Origin of the sequence: Burkholderia sp. 9779_493, assembly GCF_015712215.1 — a bacterium.
GTDB classification, from domain to species: Bacteria; Pseudomonadota; Gammaproteobacteria; order Burkholderiales; family Burkholderiaceae; genus Burkholderia; species Burkholderia cenocepacia.
Genome location: NZ_JACCQA010000054.1, coordinates 18,011 through 36,007, shown reverse-complemented (window position 1 = coordinate 36,007; position 17,997 = coordinate 18,011). Strand labels below are relative to the sequence as shown.

Here is a 17,997-nt window from a genome sequence, read left to right as displayed (position 1 = left end):
GGCCAGCGTATTCCATCAGGGACAGCAGGCGTACGCCTGACATCAAAGTCCGGATGTATGGCTGCAATCGATGCCTTCGAACCGTCACTCACCGCGAACCTGGCAAAACGGGGGCGTCCATGTATGACTTCTCGCTCCGGCTCGATGCCGTCGCCCTTTCAGGCATAAGGCGAGATCTCCCCAGGTAAGAGCGCACTCCTTCATCGCACAACCGCCGCATTTACGCTGCTTCGCCTTGGTCACGAGAGCTTCGCGGTGCGTTGCCCGCTCGCCCTGCACGGCAGCGCCTTCTATGCAGTTCTTGTCCATCGGCTCACGATTTACGCTCCACGCTTCCTCTCCACATTCGGTCGCCCTCATGCAGTTGCGCTTCACTTCATTCGCTGTGACCAGCTTATGGCGGGACTTGCACCCGCAGGAGTGCGCCCATGCTGGGCGCACAACGACAACGCGGCATGACATCGCTGTCATGCCGCGTTGCGCGACCGTATTGCACGGCCCGTATTGCACGTCCGTTTCGCACGACGGCCGATGCAGCGCCGTCGTGCAGGTTCGGCCGGTTTCGGCCGCTTACCTCGGCAACGCGCCGGTCAGCGACTGGAGCAGCGTCGTCACCGGTGCGAGCGGGTTGTTCGGCGAGCTGTTGCCCGAGTGCGGCGTCACCGACAGGCTCGGCGCGGAACCGAGCGCCGTGCCCACCGACGTGCCGACCGCGTTGACGACCGTCGCCGTCGAGTTGGCCCCCGTCGTCAGCAGCGAACCGACCGCGCCGGCCGTACCGCCGGCCGCGTTCGCGCCCGCGCCGAGCAGGCTACCGCCCGCCGCTGCCGTCGAACCGGCCGCCCCCGACAGCGCGCCGGCCGCCTGGCCGAGTGCCGCCGGGCCGGATCCGAGTGCGCCCGTCACCGAACCGAGCGCACCGGTCAGTGCGCCGGCCGGGTTGCCGCCGCCCGTCAGGCCACTCACGAGGTTCGTGATCGGCGCGATCGGGCTGTTGCCCGCAGCGCCGGACAGCGTGCCGATCACCTGGTTCACGACGCCTTGCACCGGCGCCAGCGGGTTGGAGCCGCCGAGATTGCCGAGGGCACCCGTCACCGAGTTCAGCGCGCCCGTCAGTGCACCGGCCGGATTGCCGCCGCCGAGCGTGCCGACGACCTGGTTCACGACACCCTGCACCGGCGCCAGCGGGTTCGTGCCGCCCAGTGCGCCGAGCGCGCCCGCCGCCGAGCCGACCGCGTTGCCGAGGGCGCCCGTGGCCGTGCCGATCGCGTTGCTCAGCGTGCCGGCCGGGTTGCTGCCGCCCAGCGTGCCGACGACCTGGTTCACGACGCCTTGCACCGGCGCCAGCGGGTTGGAGCCGCCGAGATTGCCGAGGGCGCCCGTCACCGAACCGAGTGCGCCGGTCAGCGCGCCGGCCGGATTACCGCCCGGCAGCGCATTCTGCAGACCGTTGACGAGGTTCGTGATCGGCGCGATCGGGCTGCCGCCTCCCGCACCGGACAGCGTGCCGACGACCTGGTTGACGACACCCTGCACCGGCGCCAGCGGGTTCGCGCCGCTGAGCGCGCCCGTCACCGAGTTCAGCGCGTTCGTCAGCGCACCGGCAGGATCGCCGTTGCCGAGCGTGCCGGCGAGCTGCGTGACGGCACCTTGCACCGGCGCGAGCGGGCTCCCGGCGCCGCCGACGTTGCCAAGCGTGCCCGTGATCGTGTTGACCGCGTTGCTCAGCGCGCCGGCCGGGTTGCCGCTGCCGAGCGTGCCCGTGACCTGGTTCACGACGTTCTGGATCGGGGTGATCGGGTTTGCGCCGCCGCCGAGGTTGCCCAACGCGCCGGTTACGGTGCCGAGGGCGCCGGTCAGTGCGCCTGCGGGGTTGCTGCCGCCGATGCCGCCCAGTGCGCCGGTTACCGTGCCGAGGGCACCGGTCAGTGCGCCTGCCGGGTTGCCGCCGCCAACGCCGCCCAATGCGCCGGTTACCGTGCCGAGGGCACTGGTCAGTGCGCCTGCCGGATTACCGCCGCCAACGCTGCCCAGTGCGCCGGTTACCGTACCGAGGGCACCGGTCAAGGCGCCTGCCGGATTGCCGCCGCCAACACCGCCCAATGCGCCGGTTACCGTACCGAGCGCGCCGGTCAAGGCGCCTGCCGGGTTGCCGCCGCCAACGCCGCCCAATGCACCGGCTACCGTACCGAGGGCACCGGTCAAGGCACCTGCCGGGTTGCCGCCGCCAACGCCACCCAGTGCGCCGGTTACCGTGCCGAGCGCGCCGGTCAGTGCGCCTGCGGGATTGCTGCCGCCAAGTGCACCCGTCACGCCGTTCACTACGCCTTGCACCGGCGCCACCGGGTTCGAGCCGCCGCCAAGGTTGCCCAACGCCCCGGTTACCGTGCCCACGGCGCCAGTCAGCGCACCGGCCGGATCGCCACCGCCGATCGTGCCCGTGAGCCCGTTCACGACACCCTGAACCGGTGCCAGCGGGTTCCCGCCACCGCCCAGATTGCCGAGCGCGCCGGTAACCGTACCCACGGCGCCGCTCAGTGCACCTGCCGGATTACCGCCACCGAGTGCACCTGTTACTTGGTTCACGACGCCTTGCACCGGTGCCAGCGGGTTCGAGCCGCCGCCGATGCCGCCCAGCGCGCCCGTTGCGGTGCCGAGCGCGTTGCTCAGCGTGCCGGTTGCCGTATTCACCGCGCCGGTCAATGCACCGGCCGGGTTGCCGCTGCTCAGGGCGCCCGTTACTTGATTCACCACACCCTGAACCGGCGCCAGCGGGTTCGAGCCCCCACCGATGCCGCCCAGCGCACCCGTTGCGGTGCCGAGCGCGTTGCTCAACGTACCGGTTGCCGTGTTCAGCGCGCCGGTCAATGCACCGGCCGGGTTGCCGCCGCTCAACGCACCCGTTACTTGATTCACCACACCCTGAACCGGCGCCAGCGGGTTCGCGCCGCCACCGATGCCGCCCAGCGCGCCCGTTGCGGTGCCGAGCGCGTTGCTCAGCGTGCCGGTTGCCGTATTCAGCGCGCCGGTCAATGCGCCGGCCGGGTTGCCGCCGCTCAACGCACCCGTTACTTGATTCACCACACCCTGAACCGGCGCCAGCGGATTCGCGCCGCCACCGATGCCGCCCAGCGCGCCGGTGACCGCACCCGCGGCACCGCTCAGCGCACCTGCCGGGTTGCCGCCACCGAGCGCACCCGTCACCTGATTCACCACACCCTGAACCGGCGCCAGCGGATTCGCGCCGCCGCCGATACCGCCCAGCGCACCCGTTGCCGTGCCAACCGCATTGCTCAGCGCGCCCGTCGCCGTATTCAGCGCCCCGGTCAGCGCGCCTGCCGGGTTGCCACCGCCGAGCGCCCCGGTCACCTGATTCACCACGCCTTGCACCGGCGCCAGCGGCTGCACCCCGCCGCCACCGCCGAGTGCGCCCGTCACCGCCCCCACGGCGCCGGACAGCACGTGTCCCGGATCACCGAGCGACGTCTGAATCGCCCCCGACCCGCCCGCCGTCACGGTGACCGAGCCCAGCGGCGACGTGCCCGTCGCGACCAGCCCGACCGACACGCTGTTCGTCGGCGGATTGACGATCACTTGCGGGATCGGCAGCGAGTCGAGCGCCCCCGCCATCGCGGAACCCGAAGCCAGCACCCCGAACACCGTCGCGACCGACAGCGCCACACCCGTCAATTTAAAATTCTGTCCCATCTTTATTTTCCCCATCTCGGTTGGCACTACGTTGACAAAGCATGGGGACGATTGCACGAAGCGTGCCAATTCCAAAAACGGGATTGATTCGTCTGCCTAATGAGCGGTAATAACGTTTTTTAATCGATTTCAGGCGAAATTCCTGAATTGCGGAGCCCGAATCGTCTGATGAAAAAGGTCGCCGGAACGCGGATGTAACGTAACGTTTGCGAGCCCCGTAGTAACGTGTTCCGGTACATTCCGCGTAACGTCGAAACACGCGAGCACGATGAGACCCCATACCGCCATGACGGACTGCCCATTACGCATTTCAGCAATATGAAAATGCATTGATAAATCGCGAATTTGCTGATTTTCTTTTATCGCGCGATTTTCTTTCTTATCGATTACGCAGATCATTTACGATTGCGTGGATTTCGATAATCCGGATAGCAGAATGAAAAACTGTGAAGCGTGCGCATGGCCACCGGCGCGTGCCGGCGGCCGAAGCCGCATCTGCGCGCCGCAGGCTCAGCCGAAGCGTGCGGGCCGGTACGGATGGGGATCGATATAGGTCGGCGCGCCCGTCATCATTTCGGCGAGCAGGCGGCCGGTCGCGGGCCCGAGCGTGAGTCCGTGATGGCAATGACCGAACGCGAACCACAAATGCCGGTGGCGCGGCGCGGGCCCGATCACCGGGCGCATGTCGGGCGTGCACGGCCGCATCCCGAGCCACGGCTCCGGGTCGAGCCGCTCGCCGATGCCGAACGCGTCGCGCGCCAGCGGCTCGGCGCGTGCAAGCTGCACGCCGGTCGGCGGCGCGTCGCGCGGCGCGATCTCGACGCCCGTCGTGAGCCGCAGGCGGCCGCCCTCCATCGGCGCGACGACGAAGCCTGCCTCGGTATCGCACACGGGCACGTTCAGCGGCGTGCGCGTCGGCCGGTAATGCATGTGATAGCCGCGCTTCGCGCGCAGCGGAATCCGGTAACGGAGCGGCGCGAACACCTGATCGGACCAGGGGCCCAGCGCGACCACGGCCGAGCGTGCCACGAGCGGCCCGTGTTCGGTCCGGACCTGCCAGCCGTCATCCACCTGCACGAGCGTCGTCGCGTCGCCGCGCACGAACGTGCCGCCGTCACGCTCGAACAGCCGCGCATAGGCCTTGGTCAGCCCGCCCGGGCTCGACACGGTCTTCGGGTCCTGCCAGTGAAACGCGCCGCAGAAGGCGTCGCCGATACCGGGCTCGCGCGCGCGCAGCGCATGCGCGTCGAGCACGGTCATCCGCAGCCCGTGCGCGTCGGCCACGCGCTGCTGCGCGCGCGCTTCCGCGTCGAACAACGCGGGCGAACGAAACGCCTCGATCCAGCCGCCGTCGTGCACGAGCGGCTGCGCGTCGGTGCGCGCGAGCAGCGCATCGTGCTCGACGACGCTCGCCGCGACGAGCGGCAGCAGGTCGCGCGCGGCGGCCGCGAGCCGCTGCGGCGACGATTCGCGCCAGAAGCGCGCGAGCCAGCCCGCATACGCGGGCAGCGCGCGGTAGTCCCAATAGAGATCGACGGAGCGGTTGCGCGCATAGCGCAGCAGCGTGCCGAGCCGGCGCGGAAACGCATACGGCACGACCGACGAGCGCTCGATCAGTCCCGCATTGCCGTGGCTGGTTTCCTCGCCGGGCGCGCGCCGGTCGACGAGCGCGACGCGCAGCCCGCGATCCTGCAGATGCAGCGCCGACGACACGCCGACGATGCCGGCCCCCAGAACGATCACGTCGAAATCCATGGTTCCCCGCACTGCGTCGAGATGGGATGCGCCGTGCGCCGGCCCCGCGGCCGGCACGCGGCGGCGCTTACTTCGCGATGATGTCGCGCTTGAAGTACTTCTGCGACAGCGCGCTCAGCGTGCCGTCCTTCTTCAGCGCGTCGAGCGCGCCGACGATCTTCGCCTGCAGCGCCTTGTCGTTCTTGCGCATCCCGAAGCCGGTGCCTTCGCCGAGCGTCGCTGGATCCTTCAGCGGTTCGCCGACGATCTGGTAGTCGCGGCCGGCCGGCTTGTCGAGGAACCCGTCCTGCGCGGTCTGCGCTTCCTGCACGGCCGCGTCGAGACGCCCCGCGACGAGATCGGCATAGATCTGGTCCTGATCCTGGTACGACACGACGGCCACGCCCGCATTGGCCCAGTGCGCCTTCAGGAAATCCTCCTGCGACGAACCCTGCAGCACGCCGACGTGCTTGCCGCGCAGGCTCGCGACGTCGGGCTTCAGCGGCGAGCCGTGCTTCGCGACCATCACGATCGGCACCACGTAGATCGCCGGCGTGAAATCGATGCTCTGCTTGCGCTTCGCGGTGATGTTCATCGCCGAGTTGATCGCGTCGAACTTGCGCGCCTGCAGCGCCGGGATCAGCCCGTCGAATGAATTCTCGACCCACACGCACTTCATGTTCAGCTTCGCGCACACCGCGTTGCCGACGTCGACGTCGAAACCCTGCAACTGGCCGGCCGGCGTCTTGCTCTCGAACGGCGGATAAGCGGCTTCGATCCCGAAGCGCAACGTGGTTTCCGCATGGGCCGTGACGGCCGCGCACGCGAGCGCCGCAGCGGCGCAGAGGGAAAGTTTCCAGTTCATGACGGTCCTTCTGTTCTGGAGTGTGGCGATGAAGATCGGGGCGTACGGCGCGCCGGGTCGGGCGCCGGGTCGGCATTCGACGCAGGTGGCCGCCGCATGGCGACGTGTCGGGTCCCGCACGCAGAAATATAGACTTAAAGTCTACTATAGACCATAGGGGATACGAGGAGATCGCGCTGCTGCTTCACGTCGAAATTTCGTCACCCGCTCGGAATGCCGTTGATTTCATGGTGTTTTTCATGACTATGGCAAAGAATCTCTGTCCCGAAAATAAAAATCCTCCAGATTTCATTTGTCTATATTAGACTTTTCGTCCATCACGAACCCCACCGGACGCCGTCTTTCGAGACTTTCTGTCCAGCCCGAACCGGAGATGTCCTCATGACGCAAACCGTCCCTACTCTGCCGCTGACCGTCGACGAGGCCGCGGTGCGCGCGGCGCTGCCGTCGCTCGACGTGCTCGGCACGCTGCGCCGCATGTTCGCGTCGCTCGCCGCGGCGCGCGCGGTGCAGCCGCCGCAGACGCTCACGCTGTTTCCCGACCAGGCCGGCGACTTCATCACGTATCTCGGCGCGCTCGCCGACGCACAGGTATTCGGCGCGAAGCTGTCGCCGTACGTCGTGACGGGCGGCAAGCCCGACGGCAAACCGATCGTCACCGCGTGGACCGCGCTGATGTCGATGCAAACCGGCCAGCCGCTGATGTGGTGCGACGCCGGGTTGCTGACCGTCGAGCGCACGGCCGGCACGACGGCGCTCGCGGTCGACTGCCTCGCGCCGCGCGACGCGCGCCATCTCGCGATCGTCGGCGCGGGCGCGGTCGGCCTCGCGCACCTGAAGCACACGGCGGCGCTGCGCGACTGGGACACGATCCGCGTGTACTCGCCCGCGCTGGCCGGCGATGCGGCGCTGCAGGCGGGCCTCGCCGCGCTCGACCCGCGCGCACGCGCGGCGGCGAGCGTCGAGGCCTGCGTGCGCGACGCGGACGTGGTGATGCTGTGCACGTCGTCGGGCACGCCCGTGCTCGGCGACGGAATGCTCACGCGCCCCGCGCTCGTCACGTCGATCAGCACGAACGTCGCGCGCGCGCACGAAATCCCGCCCGCGTGGCTGCCGGGCATGGACGTCTACTGCGACTACCGGCACACGACGCCCGCGAGCGCCGGCGAGATGCAGATCGCCGCGGCCGAGCACGGCTGGGATGCCGGCCGGATCGTCGGCGACCTGCCCGCGCTCGTCGCCGGCAGTTGCGCCGCGCCATCGCGCACGCGTCACGCGTTCTTTCGCTCGATCGGCCTCGGGCTCGAGGACATCGCGATCGCGCACGCGCTGTACACGCATCTGACGCGCGCATGAGCGGCACGCGCACGCGGGGCCGATACAATGGCGCAACCGCCGCGGCGGCCGCGCGCGCGCGCACGGGCATGCCGACCGACGGTACGCCGGCTCGCCGGCCCGGCACGCTGCCCGGCGCCCGCCCACCCGAGATCGCGACACCGATGCGCAAGAAGAAATCTCCCGTCAAAGACCTGCTGCTCACCCGCTATGCGCCGATCGCCGACGGTATCGCCGCGCTGTTCTTCCCGTACGCGGAAGTCGTGATCCACGACCTGCACGACCAGACCGTGCTGTATCTCGCGAACAACCTGTCCAAGCGCGAGGTCGGCGACGATTCGGCGCTCGAGGAAATCGATCATTCGGCGCGCGAGCGCGTGATCGGCCCGTACGAGAAGCTGAACTGGGACGGCCGGCGCATGCGCTGCGTCAGCAACGTGCTGTTCGACGACGAAGGCCGGGCGGCCGGGATGATGTGCATCAACTTCAACATCGCGGTGTTCGACGAGGTACGCGCGACGCTCGACCTCTTCATCAAGGGCGCGGGCGTCGTCGCGCAGCCCGACGAGCTGTTCCGCGACGACTGGCAGGAGCGCATCAACACGTTCCTGCACGGCTGGCTGCGCGAGCGCCAGGTCGGGCTGAACGGGCTCACGCGCGAACACCGGCGCGAGCTCGTCGAGGCGCTGTACGCGGAAGGCGCGTTCCGCGGCAAGAGCGCGGCGAACTACGTCGCGAACGTGCTCGGGATGGGGCGCGCGACGGTCTACAAGCACCTCAAGCATCTGAAGGAAACCCAAGGCGACGCCTGAGCGCGACGCGGCGAGCGTAATGACGGCCGGCCCGGTCATCGGTACCGGGCTGGACTGCCGGTTTCGCGTCCATGCTTCGCGACAGGCGGGCGCGGCCCCTTCCGCACGGTCCCGCGGACGACGAAACGTCGAAACATAAAGTGATATAGTCTCGGTTACACTTTTTGCCGCCCTGGACCGCCCATGACGACCGCTCCTGCCCCGACTGCCCCCCCGACCCTGACCGTCGAAATCTGGTCCGACCTGATCTGCCCGTGGTGCTGGATCGGCAAGCGCCGCTTCGACGAGGCGCTGGCCGCGTTCGCGCACGCCGACCGCGTCGACGTCGCGCTGCGCGCATACCGGCTGATGCCCGGCCAGCCCGTCGAGCCGGTCGAGGCGATGCTGGCGGGCAAGTACCGGATGTCGCCCGCGCAGGTCGACCAGATGCTGCGCCAGGTGACCGAGGCGGCGGCGAGCGTCGGGCTGCGCTACGACCTGCCCGGCACGCTCGTCGGCGACACGCTCGACGGCCACCGGCTCGTGAAGCTCGCGGAAGCCACGGGTCGCGCGCATGCGCTGACCGAGCGGCTCTATCGCGCGTATTTCTGCGAACACGGCTCGCTGTTCGATCATGCCGCGCTGACCGAATTCGCGGTCGAAGCCGGGCTCGAGCGCTCGGCCGTCGAAGCGGTGCTGCACAGCGACGCGCACCGCGACGAAGTCGAGGCCGACATCGCGCGCGCCGCGCAGATCGGCGGGCGCGGCGTGCCGCTGTTCGTGTTCGGCGGCCGCTACGCGGTGTCCGGCGCGCAGCCGGCCGACGCGTTCGCGCAGGCGCTCGACCAGGCGTGGCGCGACGGCATCGTCGAACTCGGCGGCAGCGACGCGGCCGCCTGCGGCCCCGACGGCTGCGAACTGCCCCAGTCGTAACGCGCCGCCCGCTGCACGCGCGCCGGGCCGGGCGCCACTACGCGACGCTCCTGCCACAAACCGGCAGGAAGCCCGCGCCGTCGACGTCTACAATGCATCCTTTCAAATAACTATCAGAAGGCTGCAGGCCCATGACCCACGGGATTCACGGCGAGAAGCGCTGGTACGCGCTGATCGTGCTCTGTCTCGGCGTGCTGATGATCGTGCTCGACAGCACGATCGTGAACGTTGCGCTGCCGTCGATCAGCACCGACCTCCACTTCACCGAAACGGCCCTCGTGTGGGTCGTCAACGCATACCTGCTGACGTTCGGCGGCTGCCTGCTGCTCGGCGGCCGGCTCGGCGACCTGTACGGCCAGCGACGCATGTTCCTCGCGGGCCTCGTCGTGTTCACGCTCGCGTCGCTCGCCTGCGGCCTCGCGCAATCGCAGGCGATGCTGATCGCCGCGCGCGCGGTGCAGGGGCTCGGCGGCGCGGTCGTGTCGGCCGTCTCGCTGTCGCTGATCATGAACCTCTTCACGGCCCCCGGCGAACGCGCCCGCGCGATGGGCGTCTACGGCTTCGTGTGCGCGGGCGGCGGCAGCATCGGCGTGCTGCTCGGCGGGCTGCTGACGAGCTCGCTGTCGTGGCACTGGATCTTTCTTGTCAACCTGCCGATCGGCGTCGCGGTCTACGCGATGTGCGTCGCGCTGCTGCCGCGCACGCGTGCGCCGGCCGGCACGGCGCGGCTCGACGTCGCCGGCGCGATCACCGTGACCGCGTCGCTGATGCTGGCCGTCTACGGGATCGTCGGCGGCAACGAGGCCGGCTGGCTGTCGACGCAGACCGTCGCGCTGATCGGCGCGGCCGTCGTGCTGCTCACGCTGTTCATCGCGATCGAGTCGCGCGCCGCGCATCCGTTGATGCCGCTCACGCTGTTCGCGGCGCGCAACGTCGCGCTCGCGAACACGATCGCCGTGCTGTGGGCGGCGGCGATGTTCGCGTGGTTCTTCCTGTCCGCGCTGTACATGCAGCGCGTGCTCGGCTACGGGCCGCTGCAGGTCGGCCTCGCGTTCCTGCCGGCGAACCTGATCATGGCCGCGTTCTCGCTCGGGCTGTCGGCCCGGATCGTGATGCGTTTCGGGATCCGCGGCCCGATCGCCGCCGGCCTGCTGATCGCGGCATGCGGCCTAGCGCTGTTCTCGCGCGCGCCAGTCGACGGCGGTTTCGTGTGGCACGTGCTGCCCGGCATGACGCTGCTCGGCATCGGCGCGGGCGTCGCGTTCAATCCGATGCTGCTCGCCGCGATGAGCGACGTCGACCCGGCCGATTCCGGGCTCGCGTCGGGCATCGTCAACACTGCGTTCATGATGGGCGGCGCGCTCGGGCTGGCGGTCCTCGCGAGTCTCGCCGGCGCCCGCACCGACGCGCTCGCGGCGGCGCGGGCCGCGCCGCTCGACGCGCTGAACGGCGGCTACCACGCGGCCTTCGCATTCGGCGCGGCGTTCGCGGCCGTGGCCGCGCTGATCGGGTTCGCGCTGCGGATCCGGCCGCCACGCGCGGTCGAAGGCGCCGGCCCGGCGCTGCACTGACCGTCGGCAGCCGAACCGAGAACCGGCATCGAATCAGGGCGCGCAGTGTCGCGCCCTTTTTTTGCGCGCAGCGGAGGCGCGCGGTTCGTCATACCTGTCAGGCTAACGACGATCCTCGCCCCCGGCTCAAACGCCCGTTTCACATCCCGCCGGCCGCCGCCCGCGCGAGCCTTCCCGGTCGATTTTTAACGCGGTCGTACATTGACGCGCCACTTTTGCGACAATGGCGGACTTTGATGCGCGCCGCCGCGGCCGCGCGCCGTCGCCGAACGCCGCATAACCGCCTGCTTCCGATGTCGCTTCCCCATATCGATCTGCTGTACTCCCTGTCCGGCCTGTTCGTCGGCATTCTCGTCGGCCTGACGGGCGTCGGCGGCGGTTCGTTGATGACGCCGATTCTCGTGCTGCTGTTCGGCGTCCACCCCGCGACGGCGGTCGGCACCGACCTGCTGTACGCGGCCGCGACCAAGGCCACCGGCACGCTGGTCCACGGCCTGAAAGGCTCGATCGACTGGCGCATCACCGGCCGGCTCGCGGCGGGCAGCGTGCCGGCCGCGGCGCTCACGCTGTGGTGGCTGCACACGCACGGGATGAACACGCCGGGCACCGCGCGGATGATCCAGCTCGTGCTCGGGGTCGCGCTGCTGCTCACGTCGCTCGCGTTGATCTTCCGGCCGCAGCTCACGGCATTCGCCGCGCGCAACCCGCTCACGCCGAGCCCCGCGCGCACGCTGTGGTCGACCGTGCTGACGGGCGCCGTGCTCGGCGTGCTCGTGTCGATGACGTCGGTCGGCGCCGGCGCGATCGGCGTGACCGTGCTCCTGCTGCTGTATCCGCTGCTCGCGACGACCCGCATCGTCGGTTCCGACATCGCGCATGCGGTGCCGCTCACGCTGGTCGCCGGCATGGGCCACTGGCTGCTCGGCTCGGTCGACTGGTCGATGCTGCTGTCGCTGCTGCTCGGTTCGCTGCCCGGCATCGTGCTCGGCAGCCTGCTGTCGGCGCGCGCGCCCGAGCGGCTGCTGCGCAACCTGCTCGCCGCGACGCTCGTCGCGGTCGGCGTGCGGCTCGTGCTGGCGTAAGCAGCCTCTCACGCCTGCCGAAAAACGCCGCCTCAGTGGGTACCCCCCACAACCATCTGTCGCCTGTCTTGACAGATGACCAAGCGGTTTCACGACATACCGGTCAGCGCACGTGCAATAGGCAGGTATTTCGCCAGGATGCTCAGCATGGTGGCGGCCTCGGCTTTCGACACCGGCGGAAACGGCGAAACGTACGACGTGCCGTTGCGTCGCTCGTGGGCCTTCGTGATGAAGGCGAATTCCGGGGGGCTCACACCCAACGAGGTGGAAACGCGCTGGATAGCCAGATTGCGGCCGGCATCTTTGGTCCTCACCTCGTAGAACTCGAGAACAGCCTGTACGAGCTGGAAGTAGCCTTCGTAGGCCAAGGTAAATACCTGCAAATGCCGGGTGGGATCCAGTTCGTCGGCAGTGGCCTTGTAGTCCTCCGCATTGCGCAGGAAGCCCGCGATTGCCCCGGGCGTCGGCGCAACCGCCTCGAAGGCTCTCGTCTTGACGAGGTTTTCGTATTCGGTCGGACGCGGCATCACAGAATCCTCAAAGTCGGGCCCTGGGCGATCTGCGCGATAACGGGATCGCTATCGACCAGCGCGGCCCATTCGGCAGGTTCGTACAACGAGAAGTTGATGGGACGCCGCAGATCATGCTCGGCCGCGTGCAAGGCTTCGGATAGCTTGAGAAGTTGGGCGTCGCCGATGACGATCAGGTCGATGTCGCTTCGGCTGCTGTCGGTACCCTTGGCCACCGAGCCAAACACGAAGGCCGTGGAAATATGCCCGGCAAAAGGCAACAAGGCGTCCTTCAACGGCTCCGCGACAGCGAACGTCTTTCGCGCGATCTCGACGAGTTCCGGATAGAGGACGAAGTCCGTATTTGCGCGGATGCTCCGCTGCCGGCCTCGGCGCGCGTCCTCCTTGAGTACGCCGGCCTCAATCAGCCGGTCTATCTGCTTTTGAGCGCTGCCGTGTCCACTGCTTGCCAGACGCAGCAATTCCTGCAGCGTAAAGCAGCGGTCGGGTTCGAGCAGCGTGGCACCCAGCACACGTTGCATACCGGGTGTGAGGAGAAAGTCGGCGACGCCCACAAAAATCCTTGGATCGGGGATGACTGTCCTCATTATGAGGATTTTTCACCTAATCCTCAATAAAGGGATATAAATCCCTATTTCGAGGATTAAGTGTGCCATCACCCGCAACTTCCGGGGCGACGCCCGTCGAACACAAAAACCGATGCCCCGGGAGTCCATGACTCACGGGGCATCTGGAACAACAGCGACGCCACCAACGCACGAGACCGGAAGCACCGGCCCCCATTGCGCGAGTGCACTTTTTCGTCGCGTCGCGGCGGGCACCACCCGCCGCCCGCCGCGCTTACTGCCCCTGCTGCTGCAGTTTCTGCTGCTTCAACTGCTGCGTGCGCGCCTGCAGCTTCAGCACGCGCTGCAGCGCGGTGCGGTTCGCGAGGATGCCGTCGTAGAAGTTGGCGAGATCGCCCTTCAGCGCGGTCCGCGACGCGTCGTTCAGGTAGATCATGTGGCCCGACGGGTAGTTCTTGATCGTCAGGTTCTGCGCCTTGAGCGTCGGATCGAGCGGCATCTGCGCGAGCGTCAGCTCCGTCTGGTGGAACGGCGTGACGGCGTCGAAATAGCCGTTCGCCGACAGCACCTTCAGGTCCGGGTTCACGCTCATCGTCGACGCCAGGTCGCCGGCCGTGTACAGCGTATTGCCACCGCCCTTGTTCGCGCCGGTCGGGTCGATATGGCTGAAGTCCCAGTTGTTGAAGACCTGGTCGTTCAGGTCCACGAACGACGACGTCGACGTGTACTTGAGGTCGGTGTTGATGTAGCTGTTCCACAGCACCGTGTACGCGCCGCCGACGTTCGTGATCGACGGATCGTTGCTGCCGGAGTTCGGCAGGATGTACGGCGCGATGCCCTTGCCCGTGAAGTTCGCGCGACCGTCGTACTGGCCGATCTGCGTGCCCGGCACGAGCGTCAGGAAGAACGTGTACGGCGGGTTGTCGTCCGACGACGGCACGTTGCCGAGCGCGGCCGGGTTGCCGAAGGTCTGGATCAGCGACGTCGGGTCCGTGCCGATGTACGCGCCCATCTGCTGCGCGGTCGCGAGCTTCAGGTTCAGCCGCACGTTCACGAAGCCGCCGTCCTGCGGGTTCGGCTTCTGCGCGAGCGGCGCGAGCGTGTTGTCCGCGTAGTTGCGGGCCTGGACCATGTACGCGTCGAGATCGGTCGGCGTCGGGTTCAGCGTCGTCTTCTTCCAGTAGAACGCGTCGGCCGCGAGCGTCGGGAACGTGCCCGGCGCGGACAGCGCGTTCGCGTAGTCGAGGATCGACGACTGCAACGTGATCCCGTTCAGGTCGATGCCGTCCTCGTGCAGCACCCACGACACGACCGCGCTGCGCGCGGTGCCATACGACTCGCCGTACAGGAACTTCGGCGAATTCCAGCGCGAATACTTGGTCAGGTAGCGCTGGATGAAACGGTCGATCGAGCGCGCGTCCTGGTCGGTGCCCCAGAAGTCCTTGTTCTTCGCCGGGGCGATCGCCGTCGAGTAACCGGTGCCGACCGGGTTGATGAACACGAGATCGGTGCGGTCGAGCAGGCTGTCCGGGTTGTCGAGCAGCTTGTACGGCGCGGGCGGCGTGAAGTTGGGGAACGACGACTGCAGGCGCTTCGGCCCGTACGAGCCGAGCAGCAGGTAGACCGACGACGAGCCGGGGCCGCCGTTGTAGAAGAACGTGACCGGGCGCGGCTTCGACGGGTCCGGATTGTCCTGCGTGTACGCGACGTAGAACATCTTCGCGTTCGGCGCCGACGTGATCGGATCGATCGTCGTCAGGTGGCCGGTGGTGGCCGTGTACTTGATCGTCTTGCCGCCGATCGCGACCTGCCGGTGCACGACCGCCGCGCCTTCCGTCGAGTCGGTGACCGCGTCGTTCGGCCCGGTGCCGTACACGTCGGTGTCGACGTACGGCTGGTCGGCCGCGGTGGCGGTCGTGGCGTCGGCGGTGGCCGACGTGCTGCCGCTGGACGTCGCGGCCGCGGTGGCGGCCGCCGCGCTCGGGCTCGGCCCGTCGTCGCCGCCGCACCCCGTGACGAGCAGCGCCGCAGCCGCCGCGGCGGCGAGCGGTACGCTCAAGGTCGTTCCGAATAGCGCGAAACCGTCTTTCAAGGACTTCCGTGTCGTCATTATTGCCTCTCGAACAGAACGATAAATACCGCCGGTCGCAAAGGATCATTTGCGCCGGCGCTCCGCACCAGGAATGCATTCGTTATGCGACGCACTCCGAGTTTTTTACCGGATCGGCGCATACCGACCGGCACGATTTACCCCACCCATGTTTTTGCAACCGCACAATGGAATCAATTCCATTGCAAACGACCATTCAACGGTTCGCGGCAATATGAATTCATTTCACGAATTCGCACGCGCACGAAATCGATGACAAAGAATCACCCCGTGAAGCCCGCCCACTGGGGCGCCTTCACTTCGAACGGACGAACGATTCCCGTCGGCGAGACACCGATTAATCGCGAAACGGCGATCAATCGCGACTCGAGCCGATTGAATAAAACCGAAAGGATCGATTAACTAAACGGAAAGGAATATTCTCGTATCAGTAATTTATTAAATTAAGTGAAAATACCGGCGCATATTAGGTTCCGGATTTATCGCCGTAAAGTAATAATTTGTTACAGCGCTCGCCATTCGGATGGAAGGCAGTACGGGACCGATTCCAGGCGACGTCGATAAAAAAGCCGGACGACTGTCCGGCTGGCGGGAGGGGGCGCGACGGCCCGGCCGTCAGAGCGGCACGTCGATCGTGCCGGCGCCGACGGAAATCGCGTTCGCGCCCGGCGCGGCCGAGATCGGCGGCAGGTTCGCGCTCGTCAGCGCGGGCGCGGCGCCCGGCGTGCCGCCGCGCGGCACCGTGCGGATCACCTGCGACGGCGGCAGCGGCGCGCCGTTCTTCAGGTGCTGCCACATCAGGTTCAACGCCTGCACGTTGTAGTAGTGAACCGGCACGAAGCGCGTGTCGAAGCCCGGCACCGACAGGAACGCGTCGAAGTGCTGGCCGTTGGTCACCTCGTAGAACACCAGCTGGCTGCGCCCGGCTTCGCTGATGCCGTTCTGCGCGACGTACGCACGCGACGCGTGGTTCACCGGCACGAGCGCGTCGCTGCGGCCCTGCACGATGATCGCCGGCTTGCCGTGCAGGTTCGCGTTCACGCGCACTGCATCGACGTTCGCGGGCATCCCGAGCATCCCGTTGGTCCACAGCTGGCGCAGGCACAGCGCGCCCGCGAAGCTCGCATCGGGCGTCGCGAGCCGGTGGTCGACACTGGCGCCGTTGTTGAACACGAGATTGATGCCGGCCGTCGGCGGCACGCCGTTGCCGGCCCCGAACACGGCAGGCATCGGCGACGCGGCGGGTGGCGCGACCGCGCCCGTCGCCGGGTTCGTCGTCGCGAAGCTGAAGTTGCACAGGTTGTCGGTGACGCGCGAGCGCGTGTACGCGTTCGCATAGGTGACCGCGATCGCGGGAATCGCCTGCGAATCCCACATCGACGCCTGCAGCAGGTCGGAATCGGCCAGATAGCCGGCCGCGTGGAGCTGCGCGAGCGCGTCGGCCGCCTGGCTCTGCGTGTCGGCGCCCGCCACCAGCCCGGCCGCGGCGAGCGTCGCGCAGCGCTGCGTGCGGATCGACTGCGTGGTCGCGGCCGGCAGCGCGCTCAGGTACGGCGCGCCGGCGAGCGACGCCGACGCGGCCGCGCACGGTTCCAGCAGGTTCGCGAGCGTCGCGTAGTCGGCCAGCGGCCGGCCGAACGACGGCACCGGCTGGCCGCCCGCGCGAACCACCGCATTCGGCGCCATCCGCACGTTGATCTGCGGCTCGCCGACCACGACCGCGGTAATCCAGCCGCGGCTGTCCTGCTCGGCCGCCGCGAGCGACGCGCCGCCGCCGTTGCTGACCGACGCGGCGATCGTCGTGATGTCGCCCGCGCGATAGCGCACGCCGTGATGCGTACCGTCGATCACCGGTCCGAACTGTTCGTTGAGCGCCCAGTACGCAAATTCGACCGACTGCAGCGTCGCGCGCCCCCAGTCCTGCTCCGGGTTCTGCTGCGAATGCGCGTGCTTGAACGCGTAGCGGTTCGGGAAACGGCTGTTGAACGCGGCGAGATCGCCGCTCGTCACGTTCGCGGTGAACAGGCTCGCGGTGCCGGCCAGCACCGCGTTGGCGAGCGTGCCGTCGATCAGCGTGACGGTGTCGGAGCCGAGTTCATGCGCGCCGTTGCCGCCGCCCTTGTCGTTGTAGGCCACCGCGCAGCCGCGCTTGAGCGCCCACTCGCCGGCCGCGGAAATCGCGCCGTACACGCCGCGCGAGCCGGACGACGTCGCGGTGACGATGCAGGGCTGCGCGGGATCGAAGCGGGCGGGTACCTGCACGAGCAGCGTCACGTTCTTCGTGCCGCTGCCGTCATCGGCGTACGCGAGATATTCGGTGCCGGCGATCTTGCCTTCGCCGAGCGTATCGTTGCCGTCGAGGTCGACGTTCGGCCCCCAGAAGCGGCCGTAGCCGCCGTTCGCGCTCATGTCGACGAGCGCGCGGTAGTTCGACCAGATCGCGAGGCGGCGCAATTCCGCGCTGGTCGGCCGCGCCGGGTTCGCGAAGCCGGGCGCGCTCGCCGCGGCGAGGCCCGTCTTGCCGAGGCCGGCCGTCAGCAGGTCGTCGCTCGCGCCGTCGTAGGCCGTCGTGCGCACGCTGCCGGCCACGAAGCCGGGCAACCGGTTGCGCTCGGCCGAATCGTCGCCGTTGCAGGCGCCGAGCATCGCGACCGCGGCCAGCGCCGCTCCCCACACCACCCGCTTGCCCCACCCGAGCTTCGTCATCGCCGCCCTCTCGATATCGTTATCGGTCCGCCGCCGCGTCGCGCGGCTTTCGGCCTCTGAAGCGCA

At 68.2% G+C, this 17,997-nt stretch carries 13 protein-coding genes; 6 read left to right on the top strand and 7 right to left on the bottom strand.

The genetic code is table 11. The features are described 5' to 3' along the window. Window positions 1-570 precede the first annotated feature (570 nt). The 3 genes from H0X95_RS33100 to H0X95_RS33090 all read right to left on the bottom strand — a co-directional run bounded on the left by H0X95_RS33100 (window position 571) and on the right by H0X95_RS33090 (window position 6,307). The gene (locus tag H0X95_RS33100; protein ID WP_196446367.1) at window positions 571-3,708 is read right to left on the bottom strand and encodes a beta strand repeat-containing protein; all 3,138 of its coding nucleotides are present in this window, start codon (window positions 3,706-3,708) and stop codon (window positions 571-573) included. A gap of 510 nt (window positions 3,709-4,218) precedes the next feature. Then, the gene (locus H0X95_RS33095) at window positions 4,219-5,463 is read right to left on the bottom strand and encodes an NAD(P)/FAD-dependent oxidoreductase (protein ID WP_196446366.1); all 1,245 of its coding nucleotides are present in this window, start codon (window positions 5,461-5,463) and stop codon (window positions 4,219-4,221) included. 67 nt (window positions 5,464-5,530) lie between these two features. Beyond that, window positions 5,531-6,307, bottom strand: a complete 777-nt coding sequence (locus tag H0X95_RS33090) for an ABC transporter substrate-binding protein (RefSeq protein WP_006496681.1) — start codon at window positions 6,305-6,307, stop codon at window positions 5,531-5,533. A 381-nt stretch (window positions 6,308-6,688) separates the two neighbouring features. Here H0X95_RS33090 and H0X95_RS33085 point away from each other — a divergent pair, with 381 nt between their 5' ends. The 5 genes from H0X95_RS33085 (at window position 6,689) to H0X95_RS33065 (ending at window position 12,019) form a co-directional block, all read left to right on the top strand. Further along, entirely contained in the window at window positions 6,689-7,663 is a 975-nt protein-coding gene (locus H0X95_RS33085; RefSeq protein ID WP_059721608.1) for an ornithine cyclodeaminase family protein, read from the top strand. Continuing rightward, window positions 7,660-8,454: a helix-turn-helix transcriptional regulator gene (locus H0X95_RS33080; RefSeq protein ID WP_006496684.1), complete on the top strand. Its 795-nt coding sequence runs from the start codon at window positions 7,660-7,662 to the stop codon at window positions 8,452-8,454. The genes H0X95_RS33085 and H0X95_RS33080 overlap by 4 nt, the downstream gene beginning before the upstream one ends. Before the next feature lie 183 nt (window positions 8,455-8,637). After that, a complete protein-coding gene (locus H0X95_RS33075) occupies window positions 8,638-9,366 on the top strand; it encodes a DsbA family oxidoreductase (protein ID WP_196446365.1) in 729 nt (242 codons plus the stop codon). 131 nt (window positions 9,367-9,497) lie between these two features. Then, window positions 9,498-10,937 carry a DHA2 family efflux MFS transporter permease subunit gene (locus tag H0X95_RS33070; RefSeq protein WP_084750789.1) on the top strand — a complete coding sequence of 480 codons (1,440 nt, stop codon included), beginning with the start codon at window positions 9,498-9,500 and terminating at the stop codon, window positions 10,935-10,937. A gap of 293 nt (window positions 10,938-11,230) precedes the next feature. Further along, on the top strand, window positions 11,231-12,019 hold the full coding sequence (locus H0X95_RS33065; protein WP_034201862.1) for a sulfite exporter TauE/SafE family protein: 789 nt from the start codon (window positions 11,231-11,233) through the stop codon (window positions 12,017-12,019). A gap of 89 nt (window positions 12,020-12,108) precedes the next feature. Here the strand turns inward: H0X95_RS33065 and H0X95_RS33060 are convergent, their stop codons facing one another. From H0X95_RS33060 to H0X95_RS33050, 3 genes are all read right to left on the bottom strand, one after another. Continuing rightward, window positions 12,109-12,546, bottom strand: coding sequence for a hypothetical protein (locus tag H0X95_RS33060; RefSeq protein WP_060213817.1), 438 nt, complete (start codon window positions 12,544-12,546; stop codon window positions 12,109-12,111). Continuing rightward, a complete protein-coding gene (locus tag H0X95_RS33055) occupies window positions 12,546-13,136 on the bottom strand; it encodes a nucleotidyltransferase domain-containing protein (RefSeq protein WP_196446364.1) in 591 nt (196 codons plus the stop codon). The genes H0X95_RS33060 and H0X95_RS33055 overlap by 1 nt, the downstream gene beginning before the upstream one ends. A gap of 253 nt (window positions 13,137-13,389) precedes the next feature. Then, window positions 13,390-15,225, bottom strand: a complete 1,836-nt coding sequence (locus tag H0X95_RS33050) for a S10 family peptidase (RefSeq protein WP_012492918.1) — start codon at window positions 15,223-15,225, stop codon at window positions 13,390-13,392. A gap of 84 nt (window positions 15,226-15,309) precedes the next feature. Here H0X95_RS33050 and H0X95_RS33045 point away from each other — a divergent pair, with 84 nt between their 5' ends. After that, window positions 15,310-15,627, top strand: a complete 318-nt coding sequence (locus H0X95_RS33045) for a hypothetical protein (protein WP_080431277.1) — start codon at window positions 15,310-15,312, stop codon at window positions 15,625-15,627. 213 nt (window positions 15,628-15,840) lie between these two features. Here the strand turns inward: H0X95_RS33045 and H0X95_RS33040 are convergent, their stop codons facing one another. Further along, complete coding sequence (locus tag H0X95_RS33040; RefSeq protein WP_196446363.1) at window positions 15,841-17,931, bottom strand: D-(-)-3-hydroxybutyrate oligomer hydrolase; 2,091 nt, start codon at window positions 17,929-17,931, stop codon at window positions 15,841-15,843. Between the last annotated feature and the right edge of the window lie 66 nt (window positions 17,932-17,997).

Coding starts and splice junctions, on each gene's coding strand:
- H0X95_RS33100 (WP_196446367.1), bottom strand. CDS start 3,708: ATGGGACAGAATTTTAAATTGACGGGTGTGGCGCTGTCGGTCGCGACG.
- H0X95_RS33095 (WP_196446366.1), bottom strand. CDS start 5,463: ATGGATTTCGACGTGATCGTTCTGGGGGCCGGCATCGTCGGCGTGTCG.
- H0X95_RS33090 (WP_006496681.1), bottom strand. CDS start 6,307: ATGAACTGGAAACTTTCCCTCTGCGCCGCTGCGGCGCTCGCGTGCGCG.
- H0X95_RS33085 (WP_059721608.1), top strand. CDS start 6,689: ATGACGCAAACCGTCCCTACTCTGCCGCTGACCGTCGACGAGGCCGCG.
- H0X95_RS33080 (WP_006496684.1), top strand. CDS start 7,660: ATGAGCGGCACGCGCACGCGGGGCCGATACAATGGCGCAACCGCCGCG.
- H0X95_RS33075 (WP_196446365.1), top strand. CDS start 8,638: ATGACGACCGCTCCTGCCCCGACTGCCCCCCCGACCCTGACCGTCGAA.
- H0X95_RS33070 (WP_084750789.1), top strand. CDS start 9,498: ATGACCCACGGGATTCACGGCGAGAAGCGCTGGTACGCGCTGATCGTG.
- H0X95_RS33065 (WP_034201862.1), top strand. CDS start 11,231: ATGTCGCTTCCCCATATCGATCTGCTGTACTCCCTGTCCGGCCTGTTC.
- H0X95_RS33060 (WP_060213817.1), bottom strand. CDS start 12,546: ATGCCGCGTCCGACCGAATACGAAAACCTCGTCAAGACGAGAGCCTTC.
- H0X95_RS33055 (WP_196446364.1), bottom strand. CDS start 13,136: ATGAGGACAGTCATCCCCGATCCAAGGATTTTTGTGGGCGTCGCCGAC.
- H0X95_RS33050 (WP_012492918.1), bottom strand. CDS start 15,225: ATGACGACACGGAAGTCCTTGAAAGACGGTTTCGCGCTATTCGGAACG.
- H0X95_RS33045 (WP_080431277.1), top strand. CDS start 15,310: ATGCGACGCACTCCGAGTTTTTTACCGGATCGGCGCATACCGACCGGC.
- H0X95_RS33040 (WP_196446363.1), bottom strand. CDS start 17,931: ATGACGAAGCTCGGGTGGGGCAAGCGGGTGGTGTGGGGAGCGGCGCTG.